The 26377-nt window shown below is 43.6% G+C and carries 22 protein-coding genes and 1 pseudogene; 11 read left to right on the top strand and 12 right to left on the bottom strand.

Annotated features, from left to right (window positions below; all coding sequences use genetic code 11):
• Positions 1-10 precede the first annotated feature (10 nt).
• The 4 genes from MHM98_RS17310 to MHM98_RS17295 are packed head-to-tail and all read right to left on the bottom strand — an operon-like array spanning position 11 to position 2749.
• Positions 11-532, bottom strand: coding sequence for a pilus assembly protein PilP (locus MHM98_RS17310; protein WP_239440650.1), 522 nt, complete (start codon positions 530-532; stop codon positions 11-13).
• Entirely contained in the window at positions 532-1119 is a 588-nt protein-coding gene (locus tag MHM98_RS17305; protein WP_239440649.1) for a type 4a pilus biogenesis protein PilO, read from the bottom strand. The genes MHM98_RS17310 and MHM98_RS17305 overlap by 1 nt, the downstream gene beginning before the upstream one ends.
• Positions 1119-1679: a PilN domain-containing protein gene (locus tag MHM98_RS17300; RefSeq protein WP_239440648.1), complete on the bottom strand. Its 561-nt coding sequence runs from the start codon at positions 1677-1679 to the stop codon at positions 1119-1121. Before MHM98_RS17300 ends, MHM98_RS17305 begins: the two co-directional genes overlap by 1 nt.
• Positions 1679-2749 carry a pilus assembly protein PilM gene (locus MHM98_RS17295; protein WP_239440647.1) on the bottom strand — a complete coding sequence of 357 codons (1071 nt, stop codon included), beginning with the start codon at positions 2747-2749 and terminating at the stop codon, positions 1679-1681. Before MHM98_RS17295 ends, MHM98_RS17300 begins: the two co-directional genes overlap by 1 nt.
• A gap of 211 nt (positions 2750-2960) precedes the next feature.
• Between MHM98_RS17295 and MHM98_RS17290 the strand changes: the two genes are divergently transcribed.
• Entirely contained in the window at positions 2961-5516 is a 2556-nt protein-coding gene (locus MHM98_RS17290) for a PBP1A family penicillin-binding protein (protein WP_239440646.1), read from the top strand.
• A gap of 77 nt (positions 5517-5593) precedes the next feature.
• On the opposite strand, the gene argH is transcribed toward MHM98_RS17290, so the two are convergent.
• Genes argH through argC form a run of 4 tightly spaced genes read right to left on the bottom strand, consistent with a single transcriptional unit; the run spans position 5594 to position 10271 of the window.
• On the bottom strand, positions 5594-7528 hold the full coding sequence (gene argH / locus MHM98_RS17285) for an argininosuccinate lyase (protein ID WP_239440645.1): 1935 nt from the start codon (positions 7526-7528) through the stop codon (positions 5594-5596).
• A gap of 36 nt (positions 7529-7564) precedes the next feature.
• Positions 7565-8479: an ornithine carbamoyltransferase gene (locus MHM98_RS17280; RefSeq protein WP_239440644.1), complete on the bottom strand. Its 915-nt coding sequence runs from the start codon at positions 8477-8479 to the stop codon at positions 7565-7567.
• A 17-nt stretch (positions 8480-8496) separates the two neighbouring features.
• Positions 8497-9267, bottom strand: coding sequence for an acetylglutamate kinase (argB, locus tag MHM98_RS17275; RefSeq protein WP_239440643.1), 771 nt, complete (start codon positions 9265-9267; stop codon positions 8497-8499).
• Between the two features lie 5 nt (positions 9268-9272).
• On the bottom strand, positions 9273-10271 hold the full coding sequence (gene argC / locus MHM98_RS17270; protein WP_239440642.1) for an N-acetyl-gamma-glutamyl-phosphate reductase: 999 nt from the start codon (positions 10269-10271) through the stop codon (positions 9273-9275).
• A 243-nt stretch (positions 10272-10514) separates the two neighbouring features.
• Between argC and MHM98_RS17265 the strand changes: the two genes are divergently transcribed.
• The gene (locus MHM98_RS17265) at positions 10515-11315 is read left to right on the top strand and encodes an NAD-dependent epimerase/dehydratase family protein (RefSeq protein WP_239440641.1); all 801 of its coding nucleotides are present in this window, start codon (positions 10515-10517) and stop codon (positions 11313-11315) included.
• Here MHM98_RS17265 and MHM98_RS17260 read toward each other — a convergent pair.
• Together MHM98_RS17260 and rhlB are read right to left on the bottom strand one after the other, a co-directional pair.
• Entirely contained in the window at positions 11301-12752 is a 1452-nt protein-coding gene (locus MHM98_RS17260) for a guanosine-5'-triphosphate,3'-diphosphate pyrophosphatase (protein ID WP_239440640.1), read from the bottom strand. The two genes, MHM98_RS17265 and MHM98_RS17260, sit on opposite strands and share 15 nt — an antisense overlap.
• A 140-nt stretch (positions 12753-12892) precedes the next feature.
• Positions 12893-14125, bottom strand: a pseudogene (rhlB, locus tag MHM98_RS17255) (ATP-dependent RNA helicase RhlB); the annotation flags it as partial.
• Positions 14126-14267: 142 nt separating this feature from the next.
• Here rhlB and trxA point away from each other — a divergent pair.
• The 3 genes from trxA (at position 14268) to MHM98_RS17240 (ending at position 16475) form a co-directional block, all read left to right on the top strand.
• Positions 14268-14594 carry a thioredoxin TrxA gene (gene trxA / locus MHM98_RS17250; RefSeq protein WP_239440638.1) on the top strand — a complete coding sequence of 109 codons (327 nt, stop codon included), beginning with the start codon at positions 14268-14270 and terminating at the stop codon, positions 14592-14594.
• Positions 14595-14805: 211 nt separating this feature from the next.
• Entirely contained in the window at positions 14806-16077 is a 1272-nt protein-coding gene (gene rho, locus MHM98_RS17245; RefSeq protein ID WP_239440637.1) for a transcription termination factor Rho, read from the top strand.
• 122 nt (positions 16078-16199) lie between these two features.
• Positions 16200-16475 (top strand): hypothetical protein, encoded by a 276-nt coding sequence (locus MHM98_RS17240; protein WP_239440636.1) that lies wholly within the window; start codon positions 16200-16202, stop codon positions 16473-16475.
• On the opposite strand, the gene msrB is transcribed toward MHM98_RS17240, so the two are convergent.
• Positions 16447-16833 (bottom strand): peptide-methionine (R)-S-oxide reductase MsrB, encoded by a 387-nt coding sequence (msrB, locus tag MHM98_RS17235; RefSeq protein WP_239440635.1) that lies wholly within the window; start codon positions 16831-16833, stop codon positions 16447-16449. The two genes, MHM98_RS17240 and msrB, sit on opposite strands and share 29 nt — an antisense overlap.
• A gap of 333 nt (positions 16834-17166) precedes the next feature.
• Between msrB and leuA the strand changes: the two genes are divergently transcribed.
• From leuA to leuD, 4 genes are read left to right on the top strand one after another with little or no spacing between them, the layout of a single operon-like run.
• Positions 17167-18726: a 2-isopropylmalate synthase gene (gene leuA / locus MHM98_RS17230; protein ID WP_239440634.1), complete on the top strand. Its 1560-nt coding sequence runs from the start codon at positions 17167-17169 to the stop codon at positions 18724-18726.
• Positions 18727-18767: 41 nt separating this feature from the next.
• Complete coding sequence (leuB, locus tag MHM98_RS17225; RefSeq protein ID WP_239440633.1) at positions 18768-19865, top strand: 3-isopropylmalate dehydrogenase; 1098 nt, start codon at positions 18768-18770, stop codon at positions 19863-19865.
• Positions 19865-21262 (top strand): 3-isopropylmalate dehydratase large subunit, encoded by a 1398-nt coding sequence (gene leuC / locus MHM98_RS17220; protein WP_239440632.1) that lies wholly within the window; start codon positions 19865-19867, stop codon positions 21260-21262. Before leuB ends, leuC begins: the two co-directional genes overlap by 1 nt.
• A 9-nt stretch (positions 21263-21271) precedes the next feature.
• Positions 21272-21871, top strand: a complete 600-nt coding sequence (leuD, locus tag MHM98_RS17215; protein WP_239440631.1) for a 3-isopropylmalate dehydratase small subunit — start codon at positions 21272-21274, stop codon at positions 21869-21871.
• Between the two features lie 291 nt (positions 21872-22162).
• On the opposite strand, the gene MHM98_RS17210 is transcribed toward leuD, so the two are convergent.
• On the bottom strand, positions 22163-24898 hold the full coding sequence (locus tag MHM98_RS17210; protein ID WP_239440630.1) for an EAL domain-containing protein: 2736 nt from the start codon (positions 24896-24898) through the stop codon (positions 22163-22165).
• Between the two features lie 110 nt (positions 24899-25008).
• Between MHM98_RS17210 and MHM98_RS17205 the strand changes: the two genes are divergently transcribed.
• Both MHM98_RS17205 and MHM98_RS17200 read left to right on the top strand, forming a co-directional pair.
• A complete protein-coding gene (locus tag MHM98_RS17205) occupies positions 25009-25329 on the top strand; it encodes a DUF3630 family protein (RefSeq protein ID WP_239440629.1) in 321 nt (106 codons plus the stop codon).
• Complete coding sequence (locus MHM98_RS17200; RefSeq protein ID WP_239440628.1) at positions 25322-26323, top strand: serine/threonine protein kinase; 1002 nt, start codon at positions 25322-25324, stop codon at positions 26321-26323. Before MHM98_RS17205 ends, MHM98_RS17200 begins: the two co-directional genes overlap by 8 nt.
• The last annotated feature ends 54 nt before the right edge of the window (positions 26324-26377 follow it).

The following is a 26377-nucleotide window of genomic DNA, read 5'->3' as shown; positions in this document are numbered from 1 at the left end:
GGACTCAACATTAACTATCGCTGTGTAATGATAAAGAATTCGGGCGTTCAACCCAACAACCAGAACCATCTGGCACAATTTCTGTTAATTCTATTTGTTGTTCAGTAACTTGGGTGATCTTACCGTGAAATAAGCCAATATAATTGCCTTTTTTCACTTTATACACATCACCATCGTTTGTTTGAATCAAGGCCCAGAGTTCATCTGGAGTACCCAGGGTGCCACGCATCACTAAGTTGTCTAGAGCATTCGCTTCAAGTAATGACTTACGGCGGTTTACATCTGGCTGCAAGCAATCACGACTTTTACTAATCACATCGATAGTCAATTCCTGTTGAGGCGCCTCAAAAGGACTGCGATTGAAACTAGCACTATACTCATAATGCTGATAGGTGAGTGGCTCAGGCAAAGGCTCTATCGCAATCCCTTTAGACTGTTTGACCTTGGCAACAAAATTTTGAGCGTCCTGCATTGAAGATTCGCAACCTTGCAAACCCATTAGCACAATAAGAAGTCCAAATACTCGATACATTATTTCCCCTTGTAACGGTAGGTTTTCGCAACGATATGAAACACCAACTGACCTTCCGTCCCTTTCTTTATGGAAAACTCATGCAAACTAACAATTCGTGGCAACTTAGCTACGTCGCTGACAAACTTACCAAACTGGTGATAGTCGCCTGTTACATCAATATATAAGGGTAATTCAGTATAAAACTCTTGCTCTACTTCATTTCCCCATTTAATGGTTGAGATACGCAATCCAGCTGATGTCGCAATAAAGGTAATATCATCGAGCATTCCCGGCGTTTCATGAGTAGCTGGCAATTTCTTTAGCATCTCTGCCAATTGAACTTCTAGCTCGACCATCTGTTGCTGATAAGCGTCAAGATTATAAGCCAAGCGATATTTTGATTCGTAATCATAACGAAGCTTTTCATCTTGCTCGGCACCATTCGACAAATCGGATAATTGGTCACTAATCACCACAAAATAGGCCAACATCAACGTCATTAGAAATACGAAAACGTAAGCTATCCCTTTGACCAGCGGTGGCCAGGACCCTGAATACTTAAGATCTAAATCGACATTTTGTAATTCCGATAAATCCAATTTCACTATTTAGTTCCTTGCTGAATATTAGCGTTAACATCCACGCGCAGTGAAAACTTATTCAATTGGCGCAAGCTGCCTTCCTGTAAATCAATTTGCTTAACCAATGGATCTTTATACCATTGAGAGTTTTCAAAATTACGTAACAAGTTAGCCAAATGATTATTAGATTCTGTGAGCCCTTCAATCCACAGCGTATTACCCTTTCTCTCTACCTGTTCTAAATAAACGCCTGGCACCATTAATTTAGCCAAAGAATCGAGCAAATGAGTTGAAAGACTACGGGCATTTTGCAACCGTTCAATCAAGTCCATCCGTTTTTTGAGATCCGCTTTGGTTTTTCTCAATTCGCGAATTTCCGAGATTTGTCCATCGATAATAGCGATTTCACTCTTTAAATAGGCGTTTTTACGAGCTTGTAATTCAAGTTCACCATCAAGTAATGTCGACAGCACTATGGTACAGAATATGCCAACCAAACAAGCCAAGCCAGCAAACATATTAAATTCGTGCTGGCGTTTTACCTTAGCCTCTTCTCGCCATGGCAGTAAGTTAATATTAGCCATTACTTAAAATTCCTCAACGCCAAACCACTTGCCATCATGTACTGACTGGCTTCCTTGTTTAATTGATCAAAATCTATCGATTTTCGAACTTCGCAATGAAGAAATGGCTGTGCTAGCACACACGAAATACCAATTTCTTCATTAATAGCCACATCAAGTCCCTCGATATTAGTACAGCCGCCAGATAATATAATTTTTCCAACCTGGTTATTGTCATTAGCACTGCTATACATTTGCAAAATTCGTTTAATTTGTTGGGTCAAAGCGGTCTGGAAAGGTGCTAGTACTTCAAATACATAGTTTCTTGGTAATTCGCCATTGAGCTTAGCTTGCTCTGCCTCATAGTTATCCATTCCGTAATAGGCAACAATCGACTGCGTATATTGTTCACCACCAAAAGCTTGCTCTTTAATAAACACCGTCTCTTTTTTATGGACAACAGCCACTGTCAACATCGAGGCACCAACATCCACTAATGCGACAGGTTTTGACTGCTCGTCCTCTGACAATTGATGTTCAATTAACTTATACGCGCGTCCTAAAGCATAGCCTTCAACATCAATAACTTTAGCCTGTAGTTTTCCAAACTCTAACGCTTGCGCCCTTGCCTGCACCAACTCTGTTCGAGCGGCAACCAATAACACATCGACTTTTTCACTATTTACTGCATTTTCACGAATAACTTCAAAATCGAGACTAACTTCATCAAGCGGATAGGGAATAAGATTTTCGGCTTCTATTTCTATTTGTGATTCCAGCTCTTCATCATTGCGAACAGCATTCATATAAATAGTTTTTATTATAACGCCAGAACCTGATACCGCTGCTGACGCGTGTTCAGCGCCAGATTTAGCGAACTTTTTCTTCACTTTCTTAATGACTTCGCCGACGCCTTGCAAATCGGTAATAGCATTATCAACGACATAACCACGCTTAAGGGGAAAACTCGCGATATTTTCTACTTTAAATCCATTATTAGATTTTGAAAACAACACGGCTTTGACGGCACTAGATCCAATATCTATCCCAATCATTTTGGTTGTTTTAGGTTTTAATAATCCCTTTAACATAAAAATCGCGCCGTCGAATTTGTTAATACATTAAGATTAGTTATAGCAACAAACAGTACAAATATATAGTTTTTGGTTAATTGAACGTTAACTTAACTAATATATACTCATTATATTTTACGCGTTTACCTGCGATTAGCTAACTATTCGTTAGTTTTAATCATATAATATCGCATGATTTCTACCCAGCTAATAGATGAATAAGACAACGATGTTAAAATTTTTGAAATGGACGCTAATCACTGGCCTGATCGGAGGCCTCCTTGGTATCGTCTCGCTAATCGGTTTATACATGTATTTATCGCCCGATTTACCCGATGCCAAAAAGCTCAAAGAATTCAAATTACAAACACCACTTAAAGTCTATTCACAAGACGGCAAGCTTATTTCTCAATACGGTGAAAAAAAGCGCATTCCATTAACCTTCGACGAAGTGCCATTACAAATGCGCCAAGCTTTTCTGGCTATTGAAGATTCACGTTTTTATCAGCATCCCGGCATAGATCCAATCGGCATTGTGCGCGCTGCAATTAATCTCGCAGTCACCGGAAAAAAGGGCCAAGGCGCTAGTACTATTACCCAGCAAGTTGCTCGTAACTACTTCCTAACTCGAGAAAAAACTTATATTCGAAAAATTCGCGAAGTATTTTTAGCGTGGAATATTGAACAAGAGCTAACTAAAGACGAAATCTTACTCGCCTATCTCAACAAGATTCCACTGGGCCATCGCTCGTTTGGCGTCGGCGCTGCGGCACAGGTTTATTACGGAAAAACCATTGATGAGTTAAACCTTGCTCAAGTGGCTGTGATCGCAGGTCTGCCAAAGGCGCCATCGACATTAAATCCAATTCGTTCGCCATCGCGTGCTAAGGCGCGGCGTAATCTAGTCCTTAAACGGATGCACGATTTAAAGTTCATCGACGACGCGCAATACCAAGAAGCTAAAAACGCTCCAATTACCGCCAAGCGTCACGGGGCAAAAATCGAATTGTATGCGCCATATCTAGGAGAAATGGTTCGTTCATATATGGTTGAAACCTATGGTCGAGAAGCAGCGTACTCAAACGGTTTTAATGTCTACACCACTGTACCTTCAGATCTGCAAATTGCTGCGCAAAACGCAGTCGCTACTAATATTCTAAATTACGATTTACGCCATGGTTATCGCGGTGCAGAACAACAATTTAATTTAGAAGAAGTACTTACCACCACCGCAGAAAATACCGAAGAGCAACCCCTCTCTAACGAGCAAAAAATCAGTGAATTAATAAAAAACACCCGTGATATTAGAATTCTTCAGCCTGCTGTTGTTAACACAATTGAAGAGCAAGCTTTTACAGCAGTATTAAAAACCGGTGAAGTGATTACCGTTAACTGGGATCAAATGAAATGGGCACGCGCCTTTGTCGACGATAGCAATCAAGGGGCGGCTCCTAAAACTAGCGCCGATATCGTTGCCCTTGGTGATCTGATCCGCGTATTTAAGCGCGGTGATACATGGCACCTTTCGCAAATTCCAGAGGTGAGCAGCGCGCTTGTTTCTCTCGATCCTTATGACGGTGCCATTCGCGCTATTATTGGCGGCTTTGATTTCAACAAAAGTCAGTTCAACCGCGTAACCCAAGCTAAGCGTCAAATTGGTTCAAATATCAAACCGCTATTATACTCATACGCGTTAGAGCGTAATTTCACGCTGGCGAGTATCATTAATGACGTACCTATTACCCAATGGGATCGCTCACAGGGCTCAGCTTGGCGTCCAAAAAATTCGCCGCCGATCTACAATGGACCAACTCGATTACGATTAGGTTTATCGCAATCTAAAAACGTCATGTCAGTGAAATTGATTCAAAAACTAGGGATCAGAGACAGTATCAATTACATGACTAAATTTGGTTTCCAAAAAGATGATCTCCCTATCGGTGAATCGCTGGCGCTCGGCTCAGCATCAGTTACACCGATGGAAGCAGCGACAGCCTACGCCGCATTTGCCAATGGCGGCTTTCTGGTTACACCATATTTTATCGAGCGTGTGACAGATTCTACCGAAGCCACTGTTGAAGTTGCGACACCGAAAATAGCTTGTGAAGCTTGTGAAAATGCAACAAAACTGATTATTGACGAATTCAATACAGTCGACAGTCTTGCACTTAGCGATCAATGTATGACCGACGAGACTCAATTAGCGCCACGAGTTATAAGCGCGCAAAACGCATTTCTAGTGCGTGAAATGCTGCGTAGTGTTATCACCGGTGGTGGTAGCTGGGCCAATGGCAATGGCTGGTCAGGAACGGGTTGGCGTATTGCTAACACAATCAAACGCAAGGATATAGGCGGTAAAACAGGAACCACCAACGACTCTAAAGATGCATGGTTTTCTGGCATCAGTCCGTATTTTGTTACTAGCACTTGGATCGGTTTCGACAATCCATCACGTGCACTTGGTCGTACAAGAACCAATAGCAATCTAGGCAAAGAGCAAATAAAAGGCGCAGAATCTGGTGCTAAAAGTGCAATGCCGACATGGGTTGATTTCATGAACTTTGCACTTAAAGACAAACCGCAACAGCGCAAGGTTATTCCGGCGAATATCAAAACAATACGTATTGATATGGCAACTGGATTACTGACAACTAAAACAGATTATACATCGCGTTTTGAATACTTTATCGATGGCACTGAACCAACAACCTTTATCGATAGCACCCAATCGCCAACAGCCACCAAAGACACGGTGGAAGAGCAGTTCGAAGACGATATTTTCTAAATATCATCTCTCAAAAAAAGAAAGGCGCTATTTCAAACTGTGAAATAGCGCCTTTTCATTTTTAACCGTAACTAGGGTTAGCTACCGCGAAACTCCATCGCCACCTCATCGCTAGGTTCAGCAACCAAGTATCCTTCACCATCCTTAATGACTTTTTCAGGTAAGCTCTCTTTATCGATTTGTGCAAAACCATGTTTAGCAAAGAACTCTGGAACACGGGTCAACACGATAACTCGCTCTAAATCCAATTCTTGAGCGCGTAATAGCATGTGATCGACTAATGCACGGCCATAGCCACTACCTTGATGTTCCTTATCGATACCCGTCGAGCGAATTTCTGCTAAGCCTGTACCGTAAATATAAAGTGAAGCACAACCGACAACACTGTCTTCATTACTTACCACTGAGAAGTCTAAAATGCTGTTAAGCACATCGAAACGCGAACGCGGTAAACTATCGCCTTGCTCAGCCCAGTAATTAACAATACGAGTAATATCGTCAACATCTGATAATTTCGCTGGGCGGACATTACGCAATTCAGCTTTATGCGCATTAATACGCAACTGCACCGTACCCATTGCGTTTTGCACCTGCTCACCACTAGTACTACCCACAACCTCGGCGGCAATAGCCCCTTCAGATAGGTCAGTTTGTTGCTCTTCAAGAGCAGACATTACGCTGGCTAATGAAGTACCACCAAGCACTTCGCGCTTAGCCAAACAAGCATCAATGGTGAGATGCTGATAGACATCTGACTCAATAACATCAGAAAACTCTTTTAACTGCTCAAGCGTGAAATCTTCCAGCGCTAGCTGACGAGAAATAGCCGACACAACAACTTCACCGACGATATGATGCGCTTCCCTAAACGGAATATCTTTCGATACCAAATAATCCGCGAGCTCTGTGGCATTGGCATAACCTTGTTGCGCTGCGGCCAACATGCGAGGCTTATTCGTTTTAAGACCTTGCAGTACCATTGCCATCATTTCCAGACAATCGCCCCAGTTATCCAGCGCGTCGAAAATGCCTTCTTTGTCTTCCTGCATGTCTTTGTTGTATGCAAGCGGCAAGGCTTTTAAGGTCATCATGATGCCACTTAATGCACCAAATACACGGCCTGTTTTACCGCGGATTAACTCTAGCGCATCGGGATTTTTCTTTTGTGGCATTAACGATGAACCAGAAGTCACATTATCTGCTAGTTCAATAAAGCCCGCTTCACCTGAGTTATAGAAAATTAAATCTTCTGCCATGCGCGATAAATGCATCATCGACATACTGGCATCCGATAAAAGCTCAACCACGTGGTCGCGATCAGATACCGCATCAAGGCTGTTTTGAGTGGCTTGTTTGAAGCCTAAATCACGTGCCAGCGCATGACGATCAATTGGATAAGCAGTACCTGCGAGAGCGCCAGAGCCTAGTGGACAACGGTCGAAGCGCTCGGTCGTATCGCGTAAGCGGCTTAAATCGCGATCAAACATTTCAACGTAAGCGAGGCACCAATGACCAAAACTAATTGGTTGCGCGCGTTGTAGGTGGGTATAACCCGGCATAACTGTCGACTGTTCACGTTGTGCTAAATCTAACAACGCTTGTTGCAAGCGAACAATCAATTCACAGAGTTCAATAGACTGCTCTTTACACCACAGTTTTAAATCGGTGGCTACTTGGTCGTTACGGCTGCGCCCTGTGTGCAGCTTTTTGCCTAAATCACCGACTTTTTCAATTAGCTTAGATTCAACAAAACTGTGAATATCTTCGGCGTCACTTTGCAATATCTGTTCGGGATCTTTAGCAACCTCTTCAGCGAGTTCGTTTAACGCCGCCTCAAGCGATTGTTGCTCCTGCGTCGTTAATACATCAACTTGTGCCAAGGCACGCGACCAGCTGATTGAGCCAATAATATCTTGTTTTGCTAAGCGATAATCAAAGCGTAGTGAGTCATTAAACTTCTTAAATCTGTCATCTGCCGCTTCGGTGAATCTGCCACCCCATAATGCCGCCATGAATAGTCCTCTCAAATAATAATTGTTGTCGTTGAGTTAGCCGAGTAAAGTAATTAACACTGCGTTTTGTGCGTGCATGCGATTTTCCGCTTGTCTCAACACCAGAGACTGCTCGCCATCAAATACCGCTTGGGTAACTTCTTGATCGATATGCGCAGGCTGACAATGCATAAAGTAACCAATACCTAAATCGCTCATCATTGATTCATTAACCTGATATGGCGCGAATTTATCTTTGATATCGTCATAACTTACATCATCTCCCATCGAAATCCAGGTATCAGTATAGATAGCATCTGCACCTTTTGCCGCTTGCGGATCGCAACTCAGCGTTAGCGTACCACCATGTTGCTCAGCGATGGCCTGCGCTTCTAATACAACTTGACCATCTGGGAAGCAGCCTTGTGGACAAACCACAACCATATCACTGCCACACAACGCCGCTGCAAACATCAACGAATGCGTGACATTATTACCGTCTCCGATATAAGCGAGTTTGATTTTGCTCAAGTCATCAAACTTTTCTGCCAAACTTAAAAAGTCCGCCATACCTTGGCACGGGTGATACATATCACTAAGTGAATTAACCACAGGAACAGTGCCCGCCTGTGCTAGTTCTTCACAAGTTTGATGGCTAAAGGTACGAGCTACAATGCCATCAGCCCAGCACGAAATATTCTTAGCAAAATCGGCTACAGATTCACGTTTACCTAATGCGCCATTATTCTGATCTAAATAAACGCTATGGCCACCTAACTTTGCAATACCAATATCAAAAGTCACTCGTGTACGCAGGCTTTGCTTCTCGTACAAGGTAACAATGCTTTTACCCGCCAACGTCTGTGAATATTTAGCAGGATTAGCTTTAACATCTTTGGCCAAATCAATTAGCGCCAAAAATTGCGACTGCGTTAAATCTTTAATAGTTAAAAAGTGTTCTAATTTGTTCATTTGTTCGAAGTCCTATTTCAGGGTTCAATCGTTGTGCCGCAAGTGCCGCCAGTGGCAAAAGCGAGTAAATCATCAGGTTGTTTCCAGCTAGCAATCACAATAGAGCCATCTAAAGCTTTCGCTGTTTCAAAAGCTGTTGCTACTTTCACCTTCATGCCGCCAGCAATAACGCCTTGCGCTATCAATGCGTTAGCATGTGTTGGCGTTAGCTGTTTAATCAGCTGCTTATCCGCGTCCAAAACCCCCGGCACATCAGATAATAAAATAAGCTTGCCACCCACCAGTTGCGCAATAACTTGCGCCGCTTGATCGGCGTTAACGTTAAGTAGTCGACCTTCGCCATCATCGGCAATAGAAGCGATAAAAGGCGTAAAGCCAGTCGCTAATAGCGTGTTAACCAGTGCAGCATCACCAATTTCGCAAGTTCCAACTTGGCCTAATTGCGGGTCGAGATAACTGGCTTTCACGCTGTTACCATCACATAAACTCAGGCCAACGGCATTGACAGCCGCCAATTTCGCATTAGCGACTAATTGTTTATTTGCCGCGCCAGCTAAGGCGCCTGACACCAAACCAATTTGTGACTTTGGCGTGACTCTTAAACCATCCAGCTTTTGATTTTCCAATCCCACGGCATTAATCCATTCATCGACTAAACAGCCGCCGCCGTGCACTAGAATTACCGCAATATCTTGCTTAGCCAATGTAGCAATAGTCTCGAATAACTTAGCTTTTTCGACCACGGAATCAAGTAGCGCACCACCGACTTTGATCACCAAAGGTTGCATTTAAATTAGGCTCCCAATCCAAAGTGAATTTCTATACATTGTAGACCCTGTCCTGCGGCGCCTTTAAGTAAGTTATCAATAGCGCTAGCAACCACAATATGGCCACTGGCAGGATCATATTTCCATGCAATGTCGCAAAATGGCGTATTAGCAACGTCATCAATCTTGGGCCAAACATTGCCGCGCAATCTGACGTGAGTTGCATCTTTATAGCAATCAAATGCAGCGGCTATATCACGCTCTGTGACACCTACTTTTAATTTCGCAGTGATAGTGGCCAGAATACCACGCTTAAAATTCCCCAAATGCGGCGTAAAGATAACCTGAGCACCAAGTTGGGTTGCAATTTCCGGCTGATGACGATGACCTAATACCCCGTATGGAGTTAGGCTAACTTCGCAAAAACTATTGGTCATTGTTGCTTTACGGCCAGCGCCAGTAACACCACTAGCCGCGTTAATCACTGGCCATTGACGTTCATCTAAAAAGTTATTGCTTTGCAGTGGTTTTAGCGCCAATAAAGACGCTGTTGGATAACAGCCGGGAACCGCGATTAATTTCGATGATTTAATGGCAGAGGCGTTCCATTCTGCAAGACCATATTCTGCTTGTTGCAGTAGGTCAGGGAATTGATGTTCAAAACCGTAATACTGGTTGATGTATTTACCTTCTTTAAAACGAAACGCGCCAGATAAATCAAACACACTAAGGCCTGCATTTAATAACTGTGCGGCAATATCGTGGCTGACTTCATGGCTAGTCGCCAATGCGACAGCATCATTATTTGCATAAATATCTTCAAATGCTTGTTGAGTTAGCGCGGTGAGCGATTCACTAACGCAATGACTCAAGTGAGGATACAACTCATCGATGCGCTTGCCCTTGTCCAAGCTATTTTCAGACACATAAAGGCCTGTGAGGTTTAACGACGGGTGTTCAGCAATAAGCTGACACATTTGGGCGCCTGTATAACCACTAGCACCAATAATTGCTATATTAATCATATCAATAGATTCACTTAAGTTCGAAATTTAGATTGTGTAAAAACGGGGAGTCAGCAGAAAAGACCGACGAGAAAAACAAAGCTGCTTATCGTCGTCGGTTAAGGGTATACTTCATTTGAGAGATATATTGGTTCATTGCCAGTCTTTCATCGTTCATTAAGGCAATATTGCCAACACATTCAGTATAACCAAGCAAAATATTTATGCAACTTTACTGCATAAATATTTTTAGAGAAAAATCTAATGACTCATAACATTTTAATTATCGGCAGTGGATGGCTCGGATTACCATTAGCAAAAAGCCTGATACAGCAAGGGCATAAAGTGACAGCAACGACGACCAATTGTGAAAAAATTGGTTCTTCAGAAGTGCCTATGCAATTGCTTAACACCGACGATAACGAAAGTTTAGCCAGTATTGGTGATGATTTTGATGTCATGATTATTACAATCCCACCAAACCGCAAAGCACCGGAAAATTATTTGCCGCAGCTAATCACTTTGCAGCAATTGGCAATTACAAAGGGAATAACCAAATTGCTGTTTACCAGCTCAACATCAGTGTGGGGAAATTATGAAGGTATTGTTGATGAAAATACGCCGCGTCAACCAGTGACTCAATCGGCGCAAGCAATGGTCAAGTTTGAAACAGCATTGCAACTAGAGCCAGCGTTCAAAGCAACAACTATTCATCTTGCGGGGCTGATTGGTAATGACCGCAATCCAGGTCGATTTTTAGCGGGGAAAAGCGATGTCGCCAACCCAAATGCACCAGTAAACTTAGTCGCGAAAGAAGATGTTATTGGTATCATCAGTCAGATCATCAGCCAAGCATGTTGGCAACAAAGCTTTATTGCTTGTGCGCCAACCCATCCGACTCGCCAAGAGTTTTATTCTACCGCCGCTCAAACTCTCGGATTAACGCCACCGCAATTTTCAAATCAGGATCAAGCTGCTAAAACCATAAACGGCCAGCTAAGTGCTGACCGTTTGCAATACCATTACCAATATCCAGACTTACTGAAGTGGTTAACTAATCATTAATGGATTATCAGCTATTTCTTGATTGAGCATCGTTTTTAATAACGGCGCTTGTTCAAATAATTGCGAAGTTTGCTCAAGTACAAAGCCTTGCTCAGTTGGAGCAAGCTTCAATTGCTGACAGCGTTGGCCCTGATAACGACCAACGCAAATAACCGCAAGACGTAGGCACAACAAGAGTTTATTGGCTTCATCAAAGCTGCAACAGCCTTGTGCTTTGAGTAACTCGACATCGATATTGCCGCGATAGTTTCCCACCAAGGCGACTAATAAAAGTCGTTGCTGTTTACTAAAGCCTGCAAGTGGCAAATGAGATAATAAATAACGAGCGTGTTTGGGCGCTTGTGCATAATCAACGCTAACACCAACCTCATGCAACAGTGCGCTGTATTTCAGCATGGGTAATAACGTATCAGCGAGCTCAATGTCACTAGCAAATTTTAGGGCTACTTGGGCAACCTGCTGTGATTGTAGTGAATTAAGCTGAAAACGCTGTGCGACCGATTGACAGCTGGCAAGACAAATATCTTCTTGTTGTTCTCCGCCGCTTAATTGATTAATAACCCCTTCGCGCAGCGCACCACCCGATGCCAGCATAGTCGTAATAGCCAACTCTTCGAACAATGCAATTAAGATGCATAAGCCACTGACAAACACCACTCTGCGCTCGGGCTTAAGCCCTTCGATAAGCAGACTATCTTGTGAGCCACATTCAATACACTGGCTTTTCAACTGTTGCAGCTTTGCCAAGGTCACTTCTTCATTAAGGCCTTGTGCCACTAATACCTCTTGCACAGCTTGTACAGAGCCTGACGCGCCTAGTGTCAGTTGCCACGAATGAGCGAGATAATCAGCTTGCACAGGTGCTAATACTTCTTTCGCACCAGCAATGGCTGCATCAAAGTTATTGTCTGTTAACAAGCCATTGCCAAAGTAGCGTTCAAGCCAAGTTACGCAACCCATATTTAAGCTATTAAGGACAATTGGCGTAACGCCATCCCCCAAAATCAGTTCGGTACTGGCACCACCGATATCTATAATTAGTCGCTTACCACAACCATTACTCGTTACCGCCATCCCGTGATAAATCAAGGCAGCTTCACGTTCACCGCTAATGATGTTAATTGGCACACCCAATAGTTCATTACCACGAGCAGTAAATTCATCGGCATTAACTGCTAAACGCAAGGTCGCAGTCGCCACGACTTTAACACGTGATAATTCGAGTTCAGATAAATGCTCGCCAAACCATGCCAAACACTCCCAACCACGCTCCATCGCTTCAAGACTTAACACATTGTTGTTATCTAGCCCTGAAGCCAAGCGCACTTTGCGTTTTACTTTCGAAATGACACGAGGCTCTCCCGCAACCATTTCAACAATCTTCATGTGAAAACTATTTGAGCCTAAATCAATGACGGCGTATGTATTATTTAACACTGGCAAGGAAAGTCCTTCTTATATTTTTATTAGCGAAAAGGGCCGCATAACGACCCTTTTTAGTTACCTATCAACGATAATTAACGATGACGATGTCTATCGTTACCGTGTTGTTTATTCGGTCCACTGTGACGCTTGGTGTAACCTTTATTGCCTTCATCACGCGGTTTACGCGGAATGCGTTTTGGTGGCGCAATATCAGTTAATAACGCATCTTGATCATATTTGCTCACGGGAATTTGATGAGCAATATACTCTTCAATTGCCGGTAGGTTTAGCGCGAATTGCTCACAAGCAAAACTAATTGAATGGCCTGTTGCCCCTGCACGGCCAGTACGACCAATACGGTGTACATAATCTTGTGCATCATCAGGTAAATCAAAGTTAAAGACGTAAGTTACATCAGAAATATGTAAACCACGTGCCGCAACATCTGTTGCAACAAGGATATCGATGTCACCTTTAGTGAACTGCTCTAGAATTTTTAAGCGTTTTTTCTGCGGCACATCACCAGTCAATAAACCAGCGCGATGACCGTCGGCCACCAAATAACCCCAAACTTCTTCACACTTGTGCTTCATATTGGCAAAGACAATGGCTTTGTCTGGCCACTCTTCTTCCATTAGCGTTAACAACAATGGAATCTTGTCTTCATTCGATGGATAGAAAAGCTCTTCTTGCACATTGTTCGACGTTTTCTGAGCTGGTTCAATTTCTACATGCTCAGGATCATTCATATTGTCATAAGCGAGTTCGCGTACTTTAAACGACAAAGTTGCTGAGAACAGCATATTGAGTCTAGAGCTTGCCTCTGGCATACGTCTGAAGATATAACGAATGTCTTTAATGAAGCCCAAATCAAACATTCGGTCTGCTTCATCAAGCACAGAGGCTTGCACGTAGCGCAAATCGATATGACCTTGCTTCATAAAATCAATAAGACGACCAGTGGTTGCAATAACAATATCGGCACCTTTTTCTAATGACTCGATTTGCTTGTCATAACCATCACCACCGTAAACCAAGGCCATTTTGAGCTTGGTCTTTTTAGTTAGCGGCTTGGCATCATTATAAATTTGCACCGCCAGCTCGCGAGTCGGCGCGAGAATCAAGGCACGGATCTGACTCGGCTTGCGAGACTCATCTTCAGGATTTTTTAGAAGGTGATTGAAAGTGGCAACGAGGAAGGCAAGGGTTTTACCTGTACCAGTCTGGGCTTGTCCCGCGATATCTTTCCCTGTCATTAAAACCGGCAACGACTTGGCTTGAATTGGCGTACATTGCGTATAACCCACATCGTCAAGTGCAGCTTGAAGTGATTGCTCGAGATTAAACTCGGCAAACTTAGTTTCTGTTAAGTGTGTATTTTTCATGACGCTAGCATATCAGTTATGCTTGGCAAAAAAACGTCCTGATCGTAAAAAAATAACAATAGGGGTTGAAGTCTCAAATCAATACCCTCATATTTGCAACTAAGGGGACAGTCCCCATCTGATAAATTCTACGGAGAAAACCATGAGCGACACTATTATTCAGCTAACAGATGCTAATTTCGAGCAAGAAGTAATCAACGCAGATCGTCCTGTACTTGTTGATTTTTGGGCTGAATGGTGCGGACCTTGTAAAATGATTGCGCCAATCCTTGAAGAAGTTGCAGCTGAATACGGCGAAAAAGTAACTATTGGTAAGCTAAACGTTGACCAAAATACAGAAACAGCGCCTAAATACGGTATCCGTGGTATTCCAACACTATTACTATTTAAAGACGGTAACGTTGTTGCAACTAAAGTTGGCGCGCTATCTAAAACTCAACTAACTGAGTTCATCGACAGCAACAGCTAAACTGCACCGCATCACAATAATGCGTGTAACCCCCAACAAAAGGCGTATTTTTAACTAAATATGCCTTTTGTGCTTTACCCTACTTAGTTTTAGTGCTAATTTATTGAGCGATTTATTATCGCACCTGTCGAAAAATCCCTATTTTTACGCACTTTATATTTCAACTAACACAAACAAAGTTTAACGACTTACTACTACAGACCCCTCAACTATGAATCTTACTGAATTAAAGCAAAAGTCAATTCCTGAGCTTTTCGAAATCGCACAATCTATGGGCATCGATCACATCGCCCGTGCACGTAAACAAGACATCATTTTTGCCATTTTAAAATCTCACGCCAAAGGCGGTGAAGACATCTTTGGTGACGGTGTTCTAGAAATTCTACAAGATGGCTTTGGCTTCTTGCGTAGCGCAGACGCTTCATACTTAGCAGGTCCTGACGACATTTACGTTTCTCCGAGTCAAATTCGTCGCTTTAGCTTGCGTACTGGTGACACCATCTCTGGTAAAATCCGTCCGCCAAAAGACGGTGAGCGTTACTTTGCATTATTGAAAGTTAAAGAAGTTAACTTCGACACCCCAGAAAATTCTCGCAACAAAATCTTATTCGAAAACTTAACGGCTGTTCATCCATCTGAGCGTTTCCGCCTAGAACGCGGTAACGGCAGTACCGAAGATTTAACAGCGCGTATTATCGATTTAGCAGCGCCAATCGGTAAAGGTCAACGTGGCCTCATCGTAGCTCCGCCAAAAGCGGGTAAAACCATGTTACTACAATCGATTGCTCAATCGATTGCGACTAACAACCCAGAAGCTCACCTAATGGTTCTACTGATTGATGAGCGTCCAGAAGAAGTTACCGAGATGCGTCGCCTAGTAAACGGTGAAGTAGTTGCATCGACGTTCGACGAGCCAGCAAGCCGTCACGTACAGGTAGCTGAAATGGTTATCGAAAAAGCGAAAAGCATCGCCGAGCACAAAAAAGACGTGGTTATCTTATTAGACTCAATCACTCGTCTAGCCCGAGCTTACAACACTGTTATTCCATCATCAGGTAAAGTATTAACTGGTGGTGTTGACGCTAACGCACTCCACCGTCCAAAGCGTTTCTTCGGTGCAGCACGTAACATCGAAGAAGGCGGCAGCTTAACTATCATCGCGACAGCACTTGTTGATACAGGTTCTAAGATGGATGAAGTTATCTACGAAGAATTTAAAGGTACAGGCAACATGGAACTGCACCTAAGCCGTAAGATTTCTGAAAAACGCGTTTACCCAGCTATCGATATCACGCGCTCTGGTACTCGTCGTGAAGAGCTACTTACTGGCTCTGCAGAACTTCAGAAGAACTGGATCCTACGTAAGATTGTTCATCCTATGGGTGAAGTTGATGCGGCAGAGTTCTTAATCGACCGTCTAGCCATGACTAAGACTAACGATGAGTTCTTCGATTCGATGAAACAGGCTAAGCCTAAAAAATAATTCATCGCACATCATCAAATAAGAAAGGCCGAGATATGATATCTCGGCCTTTTTTTATTCTAGTCAGTCTTGGCACAAATCCCGCTTATAAAACTCAACTCTTTCTATCGACGAGAATTTATATGCGTCTAGCAATTGCTTTTATTGTCACTCTACTAATAGGCCCGTTAGTACAAGCAAACACAATAAAACTTAATAAATCAAACAGCTACCAACAGGCTGCTGCAGCTAATGCTATTAAGCCACAAGCTAAACCCAAGCTGGTAAAGAAAAAGGTCAACAACCTCAATCCCATCATAGTGCCAAAAAAACCTAACTTAAACGGCAACTATTCGCAGCAGCTTGCCTACAAAAGTAGCCAGAAAGAAGTTAAGACGCGTCAGACTGATGATCGATAGCCACCGAGTTGATGCAATAACGCAAACCAGTTGGTGTCGGGCCATCTGGAAATACATGACCTAAATGAGCGTCGCATTTAGCACAGCACACCTCTACACGCTCCATACCATGACTGGTATCGCGCACTAAGGTTACTTGGTCTTTAGCCACTACATCATCAAAACTCGGCCACCCACAGCCACTATCAAACTGCGCGCTTGCTTCAAACAATACATTGCCACAGCAAATACAGTTAAACTGCCCTTGCTCTTGTTTTACCAACCACTTGCCAGTAAAAGGTCGTTCAGTCCCCTTTTCTCGGCAAACGTAATATTGCTCATCAGTTAATTTTTCGCGCCAGTATGCGTTATCTTTCATAATTTCTACTTAAGGCTAATTGCCCGCACTCCTAATTTTGCTCTAGTGTAAGCGATAGAATTAAATCGAATGTATTATTTTAATTACACTCGTAAAAATTTGTTGACTTGCCCAGTCGACACGGGTTAAAAATATACCACTTTTAAACAGTTTCATTACGAGTGATTAACACTCGGAGAAAATAAGCTTGAATATTCACACTCGCGCACTAAACATTCTTCTACTCCTGCTGGTTAACTCCGCGGGCTCTTAGTGCATTAGTGAAATAAAGCTTACCACTAGAAACCCGCTCAACCAGCGGGTTTTTTTGTATTTAACCAAAAGGAAATCGACATGTCAGATCAAGTCATCATCTTCGACACCACTTTGCGCGACGGTGAACAAGCATTATCAGCCAGCTTAACAGTAAAAGAAAAGCTGCAGATCGCACTGGCACTCGAGCGCCTAGGCGTCGATGTGATGGAAGTCGGTTTCCCTGTATCATCGCCGGGTGACTTCGAGTCAGTACAAACCATTGCAAAGACCGTTAAAAATAGCGTCTGTGCCGGTTTATCACGCGCTGTTAAGGCAGATATCGATGCCTGTACTAATGCATTAAAAGTCGCCGAGCAGTTTCGTATTCACACCTTTATTTCCACCTCAGACATTCACGTTGAGAGCAAGTTAAAAAAATCGTTCGACGACGTATTAGATATGGCCGTTGGCGCGGTTAAATACGCCCGTAACTTTACCGATGACGTCGAGTTTTCATGTGAAGACGCTGGCCGCACACCAATTGATAACCTATGTCGCATGGTGGAAGCAGCGATTAAAGCAGGCGCTAGTACTATTAATATTCCCGATACTGTTGGTTACACGGTACCAAGCGAATTCGGCGGCATTATCAGAACCTTATACGAGCGCGTTCCGAACATCGATCAAGCGATTATTTCGGTACATTGTCATAATGATTTAGGCATGTCAGTCGCCAACTCTATCAGCGCCGTTGAAGCGGGTGCTCGTCAGGTGGAATGTACCATCAATGGTATCGGCGAGCGTGCTGGTAATGCATCGCTTGAAGAAATCGCCATGATCTTAAACTTACGCAAAGACATTCTTGGCGTTAATACCAACATCAATACCACAGAGATTTACCGCACCTCTCAGTTAGTGAGTAACCTTTGTAATATGGTGGTGCAGCCAAACAAAGCTATTGTCGGTAGCAACGCCTTCTCTCATTCATCTGGTATCCACCAAGACGGCATGCTTAAGTCGCAAAATACTTATGAAATCATGACTGCAGCGTCAATTGGCCAGCCGGAAAAAGCGTTAAACATGACATCCCGTTCTGGTCGTCATGTGATTAAACACCGCATGAACGAGTTAGGTTATCAAGATGATGAGTTTAACTTGGATGATCTCTACGAATCATTCTTAAAACTTGCAGACAAGAAAGGTCAGGTATTCGATTACGATTTAGAAGCTTTGTTGTTCTTTAATCAACAAAAAGACGACAACGATTTCTACAAACTAGCGTATCTAAGCGCCCATTCTGGCTCAGGCATGATGTCGACAGCTAGCGTTAAATTACTAATCGATGATAAAGAGTTTATCGAAGCGGCAACAGGTAATGGTCCTGTAGAAGCCGCCTTTAACGCCATCAATCAAATTACCAACGTCGATATCGAGATGATTGATTATTCGCTTAAGGCAAAAGGTGAAGGCGAAAACGCCTTAGGACAAGTGGACATCGTCGCCGCCTATAACGGCCAAAACTTCCATGGCATGGGCTTAGCAACCGATGTGGTTCATGCCTCGGTGCGCGCGATGTTACACGTACTAAACCTAGTACATCGCGCCGATTTGGTAGCAGACAAACGACAAGAATTTAAGCAACAAATCGCTGGTGTTTAAGACAATTTATAAATTTAAAATAACAAGGTAGAGCAATAGGAATGAGTAACAACGAGTATAACATCGCGGTTTTAGCCGGCGATGGCATCGGCCCCGAAGTGATGGAGCAAGCTAAAAAAGTTTTGGCGGCGGTGCAACAGAAATTTGGTTTCACCCTGAATTACAACGAATTACCTGTCGGTGGCTATGCTATCGATACCTGCGGCGAGCCATTACCGCCTCACACTTTAAAAGGTTGTGAAGAGTCAGATGCTATTCTTTTCGGCTCTGTCGGTGGTCCAAAATGGGAAAATTTACCGCCAGATGAGCAGCCAGAGCGCGGTGCATTATTACCGTTACGCGGTCATTTCAAACTATTCTGTAACCTACGTCCTGCTCGTATCTACAGCCAACTAGCAGCACTATCGCCACTGCGCGCCGATATTTCAGCCCGTGGTTTTGACATTCTTTGTGTGCGTGAACTCACTGGCGGCATCTACTTTGGCAAGCCTAAAGGCCGTGAAGGTGAAGGCGAAAACGTTGCCGCCTATGACACCATGCGTTACTCGCGCCAAGAAATTTTACGCATCGCTAAAATCGCCTTTGAGTCGGCTAAAACGCGTCGTAAAAAAGTCACCTCGGTTGATAAAGCAAACGTGTTAGCTTGTTCTGTGTTGTGGCGTGAAGTGGTGGAAGAAGTTGCTAAAGACTACCCAGAAATCGAATTAGAGCACATCTATATCGACAACGCGGCAATGCAGATGATCCGCGATCCATCGCAATTTGACGTGCTACTTTGTTCAAACTTAATGGGTGATATTCTATCTGATGAATGTGCGATGATTACTGGTTCGATGGGCTTATTACCATCAGCGAGTACCAACGAAGATGGTTTTGGTATGTACGAACCAGCAGGCGGCAGCGCCCCTGATATCGCTGGCCAAAACATTGCCAACCCTATCGCACAAATCTTATCAGCAGCCATGTTATTACGCTTTAGCCTTGGCCAAGAATCAGCCGCTAGCGCCATCGAAGCGGCGATTATCGATGCTTTAGATAACAACTACCTAACGCGTGAGCTTGCTAGCGATCCTGCACAAGCCAAATCAACGAGTGAAATGGGCGACTTTATCGCGCAATCAATTTTGGAGAACAACTAATGGCTAGCACGCTATACGACAAAATCTGGGCCGATCACATTGTTCGCCAAGAGCCTAACGAAACGCCGTTAATTTATATCGACCGCCATTTGGTGCATGAGGTGACTTCACCACAGGCCTTCTCAGGCTTAACTGCCCACGATAGACCACTGCGTCACGTGGGTAAAACCTTTGCCACTATGGATCACAACACATCAACGAAGTCACGCTCGCTAGATGCCTGTAGCGATCAAGCGCGCATTCAAATTCAAACCTTAACGGATAACTGTGATAAATACGGCGTGCAACTGTATGACATTCACAATATTAACCAAGGGATTGTTCACGTCATGGGACCAGAGCAAGGCATGACATTGCCGGGCACGACTATCGTTTGTGGTGATTCACACACCGCCACACACGGCGCATTCGGCGCATTGGCTTTTGGAATCGGCACCTCAGAAGTTGAACACGTAATGGCGACCCAAACGCTTAAGCAAAACAAAGCTAAGTCAATGAAGGTAGAAATTACAGGCACCATTAACGAAGGCATTAGCGCGAAAGACATTATTCTAGCCATTATCGGCAAAACTGGTGCTGCTGGCGGCACTGGTTACATCATCGAGTATTGCGGCACAGCCATTGAGCAATTATCAATGGAAGCCCGCATGACCATCTGTAACATGAGTATCGAGTGTGGCGCTAAGGCAGGTATGGTAGCGCCAGATCAAACAACCTTCGACTACTTAGAAGGTCGCCCACACGCCCCTAAAGGGAAAGATTGGGAAGACGCCGTCGCTTATTGGAAAACCTTAAAGTCTGACGATGATGCCGTATTTGACGCAGTAGTGACTTTACGCGGTGAAGATATTGCGCCGCAGCTTACTTGGGGCACCAACCCGGGACAAGTTGTTGCTATTGATGAAGTTGTACCTTCACCTGATAGCTTTAGTGATGCCGTTGAATCCGACAGCGCACAACAAGCCCTTGATTACATGGCGCTAGAAGCAGGCCAATCACTAACAGATGTTAGTGTCGATAAGGTATTTATTGGCTCTTGTACTAACAGCCGTATCGAAGATTTGCGCGCCGCTGCTAAGATTGCCGATGGCAAAAAAGTCGCAGACAACGTAGTTGCTATCGTCGTGCCGGGCTCAGGCCTTGTCAAAGCGCAGGCGGAGAAAGAAGGATTAGATAAGATTTTCCTCGACGCAGGTTTTGAATGGCGTTTACCGGGTTGTTCGATGTGTCTTGCGATGAATGACGATCGCCTAGAGCCATACGAGCGCTGTGCATCAACCAGTAATCGAAACTTCGTTGGTCGCCAAGGTCGCTTGAGCCGTACTCACTTAGTGAGCCCAGCGATGGCCGCAGCTGCTGCTTGTGCCGGTCACTTTGTCGATATCCGCAATCAGTAAGGAATAATCATGAAAGAATTTACCCAACACACTGGCATTGTTATTCCACTGGATATTGCCAACATTGATACCGACCAAATTATTCCAAAGCAGTTTCTATCGAAAGTAACTCGCGAAGGTTTCGGTCAGCACCTATTTCACGACTGGCGCTACCTAGACGAAGCAGGTAATGAGCCAAACCCTGAGTTCAATCTCAACAAACCGCAATACCAAGGTGGCAGCATCTTGTTGACGCGTGAAAACTTTGGCTGCGGTTCGAGCCGCGAACACGCACCATGGGCGTTAGATGATTTTGGTTTCCGCGTGGTTATCGCTTCAAGCTTTGCCGATATCTTCTATGGCAATGCCATTAACAACGGCATGGTACCAGTGAAGTTAACCGAAGCCGAAGTTGAATCATTATTCCAACAAATGGGTGATGGTGTTGAGCTAACGGTAGATTTAGAAGCACAGCAAGTTATTGCGCCAAACGGCGAGCGTTATGAGTTTCACATCAGTGATTTTCAGCGTGAGTGCTTACTTAAAGGACTAGACTCTATCGGTTGGACGCTGCAACATCTCAAGCAAATTGAAGAATACGAAACCAGCATTCCAGCTTGGCGTCGTTAGTTTTCAAAAAATAGGGAATGGCTTAGGGCCTGTTGATCTTTCGAGGATGAATTTTGTGCAATTGACAAGGCTTTTTCGCAAGGCATGAGGAGCGACGCCTAGTTTACCTAGGCGAGCGACGAGAAACGCCGCGAAAATGTCTTGTCATTGCATCCGAAGGACAGCGTTTGTTCGTGATTTCTACTGCGTTATCGCCTGCTAGCTTAGCCCACTAAGCGTCACAGGCTCTGCCTTGTATAAAACCCGAACAATTCGCTGCAAAAACCTTCACCAAAGATCAACAGGCCCTAATTAAATGGCCATTCCCTGCTCTATAAATTTCACCACACCATCGCGATCAGTATAACCACCTAAGAAATCACCTTGCGCACGACGACAGCCCATTTCCTGCAGCTGCAAGACCTGCGAAAACTCATTCACACCAACAGCCGTTGCCTCTAAATTTAGCGACGAAGCCATAGAAACTATGCCTTCGACTAAACTTGCCGTACTGGCATCTTCATCGATGTGAGAAACATAATCCTCGGTTAATTTAATACCGCTAAATGGGAAATTTCTTAAATCTGAAATATAAGCGCCGCGATCGCCAAATTTGTCGTATTCCAAGGTGAAACCAAGTAATGATAGCTGCTGTAGGATTTCATCGAGTTTGAGCCATTGCGTCGCAATATAGCTCAATGGCAATTCCAATGATAAGCGATGATTATCGACATTATAACGTCCTAATATGTCAGTAAACTTGTCGGCGATTTGATTGTCACGCAACTGACCGTGTGACAAATTGACCGACAGCATCATCGGCTTTATCTGAAGCTGCTGCCAGAAATTCGCATCGATACACACTTGTTCTAATACCAATAAACCAAGCTCTTGCGCACAGCCTGACGCCTCAGCCACCGCATAAACATCATCGTTTTTTATCGTACCAAATTGTGGATGTTGCCACTGAATTTTAGCTTCTAAGCCGTAGAGCGAGTCATCTTCTAAATTAATAATTGGTTGGTAAACAAGATTAAACGCCTTGTTTTGAATCATTTGATCGATTTCGCGACGCATTTGGAAATGCATTAGCGCATTTTCATTTTGTCCTTGTGAGAAACAGCCGATTGGCGCGCCCGTTGACCACGCTTTAATAATCGATGCCTCTGCATTTTTAAGTAATGATTCGCAATCGAGTCCTTGCTCTGGGTAATAAGAAACCCCTTGGCGAATATCGAACTTAAAGCTGTTATCACCAACAGATATAGCCTGTTGATTAACGCGATCGATTTTCGCCGAAACGACATCAAGTGATTCAACATTAGGCAAGTCAGGCAAGAAAATCGCTAACCGCTCATTAGACATTCGCGCCACCGCATCTTCCGAGCGCAATGCCCGTTGCAGGTTATTACAATAAATAAGCAGCACGCTATCGGCTAACTCACCACCGTACTGTTTAGCTAAATCGTTGATTTGAGTAATATCGAGATAAACCACCGCCACTATTAATTTACGACGTCTAGCACGACCAATCATGCCTTCTAAGCGATCTTTGGCAAGAATACTGTTAGCCAAGCCAGTTTTAACGTCGTAGTTGGCGAGATAAGTGCCGGACTTCTGCATTTCTTTTTGCAGTGTTATATCGTGGCTTAAGCCAACAAAACACTCGATATTACCTTCGCGATCCACCAACGGCTTAATGGTTAAGTCGCTCCAGTAACTAGCGCCAGATTGACGTTGGTGTTTGAGTACACCACGCCAAGTATCTTTGTTCTTTATAGTGCGCCACAAGTTTTGGATAACATCTTCGTTGCTATCATCACCTTTTAAAATAGAAAAACTCTCACCGATAATGCTATCGCGACGATAACCCGTCTGGTGCTCAAACATCGTATTTACATATACGATAAAACCATCTTTATCGGTGATAAATACCGCGTGATTACCCGCGTTGTTTGCTGCTTCATAGGCGCGAGAAATCAGTCCTTGCTCGTCTTCTGTTTCTGACTTTAATTCTAATAACAAGCCCAAGACATAACCTTTGTCGTTACGTAATGGCTGTTGTTTAAGTTTGAAAGTCTGAGAAGGAGAATTTAATGACACTTTGTGCTGTGAGTTTTCAGACGTAGAAATCAAAGTACTCACTTGTTGCGGCAATACTAATTTTGCACGCTGACCTATTACCTGATTGCGATCGAGGTGCAACAAATCGCACATAGGTTGATTGATTTGACTGATAACGCCAAAGCTATCCATCATCAACAGCGCATAATCTTTAGTTTCAAACAATGCATCGGTTAATTCTCTGCTAGCGCTAAACTGCTGAGCCATATCCTCATGGCCCAAGTCTTTAATAAATTGAATTAACCAAGCAATCTGACCGCGATACTCGAAACGATTGAGCTGGACATTAATATGCTCTGTTGTACCGCTCTCTGTTAAAACCGGCACCGATAAAACACTACCTTCGTTACCCACCTGATCAAACAACGCCACTAACGGCGCATTGGGCAAGTTAATAATCTGCGACAATAAAGGCAGTGAAGCTAAATCTACATAAGAGAACGACTTTTCTGCGGCGTGATTTTGTTTGAGAATAGTCAAAGAAGCAGGATCAACAACCAATTGTGGCAACACCGAGTGATCGAAAAATGCATTGTGTTGCCTATTGCTGTCGAGCTCTTTTTTAACGCTGCGCAGTAAAACCCAAGTTTGATTGTTGATAACTATTTGTTCAAAGCTAAGTAAAAACAAGGTATTTGGATGGTTACCTTGGGAAAATGAAAAATTAACTTTAATCGTTTGTGACTGGCCATTGGACATTAAAGCGAGTAGATATTCGCTATCGGTAGCATCGATAAACTCACCAAGCCCGCGACCAATGACATCATTTGCCGAACCATTTAAAATTGCCGAAAAGGATTCTGATGCGTGATGAATAACGAGTTGGCTGTCTAATACAGCTTCGTTCAACGACAACAATTGTTTCAATACGTCAGTGTCACCGCCCGCTCCCAATGGCAGTTCATTCAAAATATTTTCATTCATTATTTAGGCAATTTCCAAACTAGCTACAGCGTTATAAGTTTGCATCCATAGACAGGGTTGAGTGGTAATTGCTACCATATTCCACTCATTATTCACGTGTTAAGCCGTCCATGCCAGCAAATAAATTTTCCTTTAAAATTAACTCTACAGTAGCGCAAGCACAGGTGCAACTGAACATTGAAACAATCAAACCCAATGTCGATTGGGACAATTTTTTGTCATTTTCTCAATGGCTTATTCAAACTATTGATGGACAATTCAACAGCCATGATTTAGGGGCAGATCTCCACAAAGTCTCTTTTGAATTCGAAGGAACTCGTCTGTTTATCACCTTTGAAGAAAACAGTAGTAGCATTTGGATAGAGCTCGATAACAACGATGACACCGAAGTATTAACCTTTATTGGCCAATTATTACAAACTTATGCCTAACCAAATAGTGGCGGACTACGCCAATCTAACACCAGATTTTATGCTCGACGCTATTGAATCTATCGGCATCTATCCTACTTCTGGATTAATGGCCCTCAATAGCTACGAAAATAGAGTGTATCAATTTACCGCCGATGACGAGCTCCGATATGTCGTCAAATTCTATCGCCCTGCGCGCTGGACCACCGAGCAAATTATCGAAGAACATCAATTTAGCATTGAGTTGGCTCAGGCAGAGATCCCTGTTATTCCGCCGCTTGTATTGGATGGGCAAACACTACATCAATACAACGGCTTTCTATTCGCGCTTTTTGAATGTCGCGGCGGGCGTCAGTTTGAAGTTGACAACCTTGATCACCTAGAGTGGGTTGGCCGCTTTATGGGGCGCATTCACAAAGTCGGTCAAGCCAAGAAGTTTACACATCGCCTAACACTCAACAGCGATAACTACTTAGTCAAACCGCAGCAATTCTTACTACAATACGCTGAAGTACCAGATTATTTGCGCCAAGCCTTTGATACCGCATTGAATATGCTGGTGGAACTTACTCAACAACAATTATCAGACATAGGTACAGTGGCGCAACAGCGTCTGTTTGGTGACTGTCATCCCGGTAATATTTTGTGGACAGATGATGGGCCACATTTTGTCGATCTCGACGACAGCGTCAACGGCCCAGCAATTCAAGATTTATGGATGATGCTTAGCGGCGATCGCAACGCGCAAATGATGCAATTAGAGGTGTTGTTAGAAGGCTATGGCGAGTTTTGCGAGTTTGATACCAATGAGCTCAAGCTTATAGAACCACTGCGGGCGATGAGAATGGTTAACTACATGTACTGGCTGGCGAAACGTTGGGACGATCCCGCATTTCCGCACAATTTCCCGTGGTTTAACACCCCGCAATATTGGGAACAGCAAGTATTAGCCATCAAAGAACAAATAGCGCAGTTGCAAGAGCCACCGCTGACATTGCCAAGCTTTAACTACTAACCGTGGTCAAAAGATGGAACTAAAACCTAGTTTGTTAATCTTTGATACATAACT

Origin of the sequence: Psychrobium sp. MM17-31, from assembly GCF_022347785.1 — a bacterium.
GTDB lineage: Bacteria > Pseudomonadota > Gammaproteobacteria > Enterobacterales > Psychrobiaceae > Psychrobium.
The sequence above is the reverse complement of the archived record's forward strand: the minus strand, read 5'-3'. Positions and strand labels throughout refer to the sequence as shown.

Excerpts from the sequence above, each read along its gene's own strand:
- MHM98_RS17210 (WP_239440630.1), bottom strand. The coding sequence starts at position 24,898 with ATGAATGAAAATATTTTGAATGAACTGCCATTGGGAGCGGGCGGTGAC.
- MHM98_RS17280 (WP_239440644.1), bottom strand. The coding sequence starts at position 8,479 with ATGAACAAATTAGAACACTTTTTAACTATTAAAGATTTAACGCAGTCG.
- MHM98_RS17240 (WP_239440636.1), top strand. The coding sequence starts at position 16,200 with ATGCGTCTAGCAATTGCTTTTATTGTCACTCTACTAATAGGCCCGTTA.
- leuC (WP_239440632.1), top strand. The coding sequence starts at position 19,865 with ATGGCTAGCACGCTATACGACAAAATCTGGGCCGATCACATTGTTCGC.
- MHM98_RS17310 (WP_239440650.1), bottom strand. The coding sequence starts at position 532 with ATGTATCGAGTATTTGGACTTCTTATTGTGCTAATGGGTTTGCAAGGT.
- MHM98_RS17300 (WP_239440648.1), bottom strand. The coding sequence starts at position 1,679 with ATGGCTAATATTAACTTACTGCCATGGCGAGAAGAGGCTAAGGTAAAA.
- MHM98_RS17290 (WP_239440646.1), top strand. The coding sequence starts at position 2,961 with ATGTTAAAATTTTTGAAATGGACGCTAATCACTGGCCTGATCGGAGGC.
- MHM98_RS17265 (WP_239440641.1), top strand. The coding sequence starts at position 10,515 with ATGACTCATAACATTTTAATTATCGGCAGTGGATGGCTCGGATTACCA.
- leuD (WP_239440631.1), top strand. The coding sequence starts at position 21,272 with ATGAAAGAATTTACCCAACACACTGGCATTGTTATTCCACTGGATATT.
- leuB (WP_239440633.1), top strand. The coding sequence starts at position 18,768 with ATGAGTAACAACGAGTATAACATCGCGGTTTTAGCCGGCGATGGCATC.
- MHM98_RS17295 (WP_239440647.1), bottom strand. The coding sequence starts at position 2,749 with ATGTTAAAGGGATTATTAAAACCTAAAACAACCAAAATGATTGGGATA.
- argH (WP_239440645.1), bottom strand. The coding sequence starts at position 7,528 with ATGGCGGCATTATGGGGTGGCAGATTCACCGAAGCGGCAGATGACAGA.
- msrB (WP_239440635.1), bottom strand. The coding sequence starts at position 16,833 with ATGAAAGATAACGCATACTGGCGCGAAAAATTAACTGATGAGCAATAT.
- argB (WP_239440643.1), bottom strand. The coding sequence starts at position 9,267 with ATGCAACCTTTGGTGATCAAAGTCGGTGGTGCGCTACTTGATTCCGTG.
- trxA (WP_239440638.1), top strand. The coding sequence starts at position 14,268 with ATGAGCGACACTATTATTCAGCTAACAGATGCTAATTTCGAGCAAGAA.
- rho (WP_239440637.1), top strand. The coding sequence starts at position 14,806 with ATGAATCTTACTGAATTAAAGCAAAAGTCAATTCCTGAGCTTTTCGAA.
- leuA (WP_239440634.1), top strand. The coding sequence starts at position 17,167 with ATGTCAGATCAAGTCATCATCTTCGACACCACTTTGCGCGACGGTGAA.
- MHM98_RS17205 (WP_239440629.1), top strand. The coding sequence starts at position 25,009 with ATGCCAGCAAATAAATTTTCCTTTAAAATTAACTCTACAGTAGCGCAA.
- MHM98_RS17200 (WP_239440628.1), top strand. The coding sequence starts at position 25,322 with ATGCCTAACCAAATAGTGGCGGACTACGCCAATCTAACACCAGATTTT.
- argC (WP_239440642.1), bottom strand. The coding sequence starts at position 10,271 with ATGATTAATATAGCAATTATTGGTGCTAGTGGTTATACAGGCGCCCAA.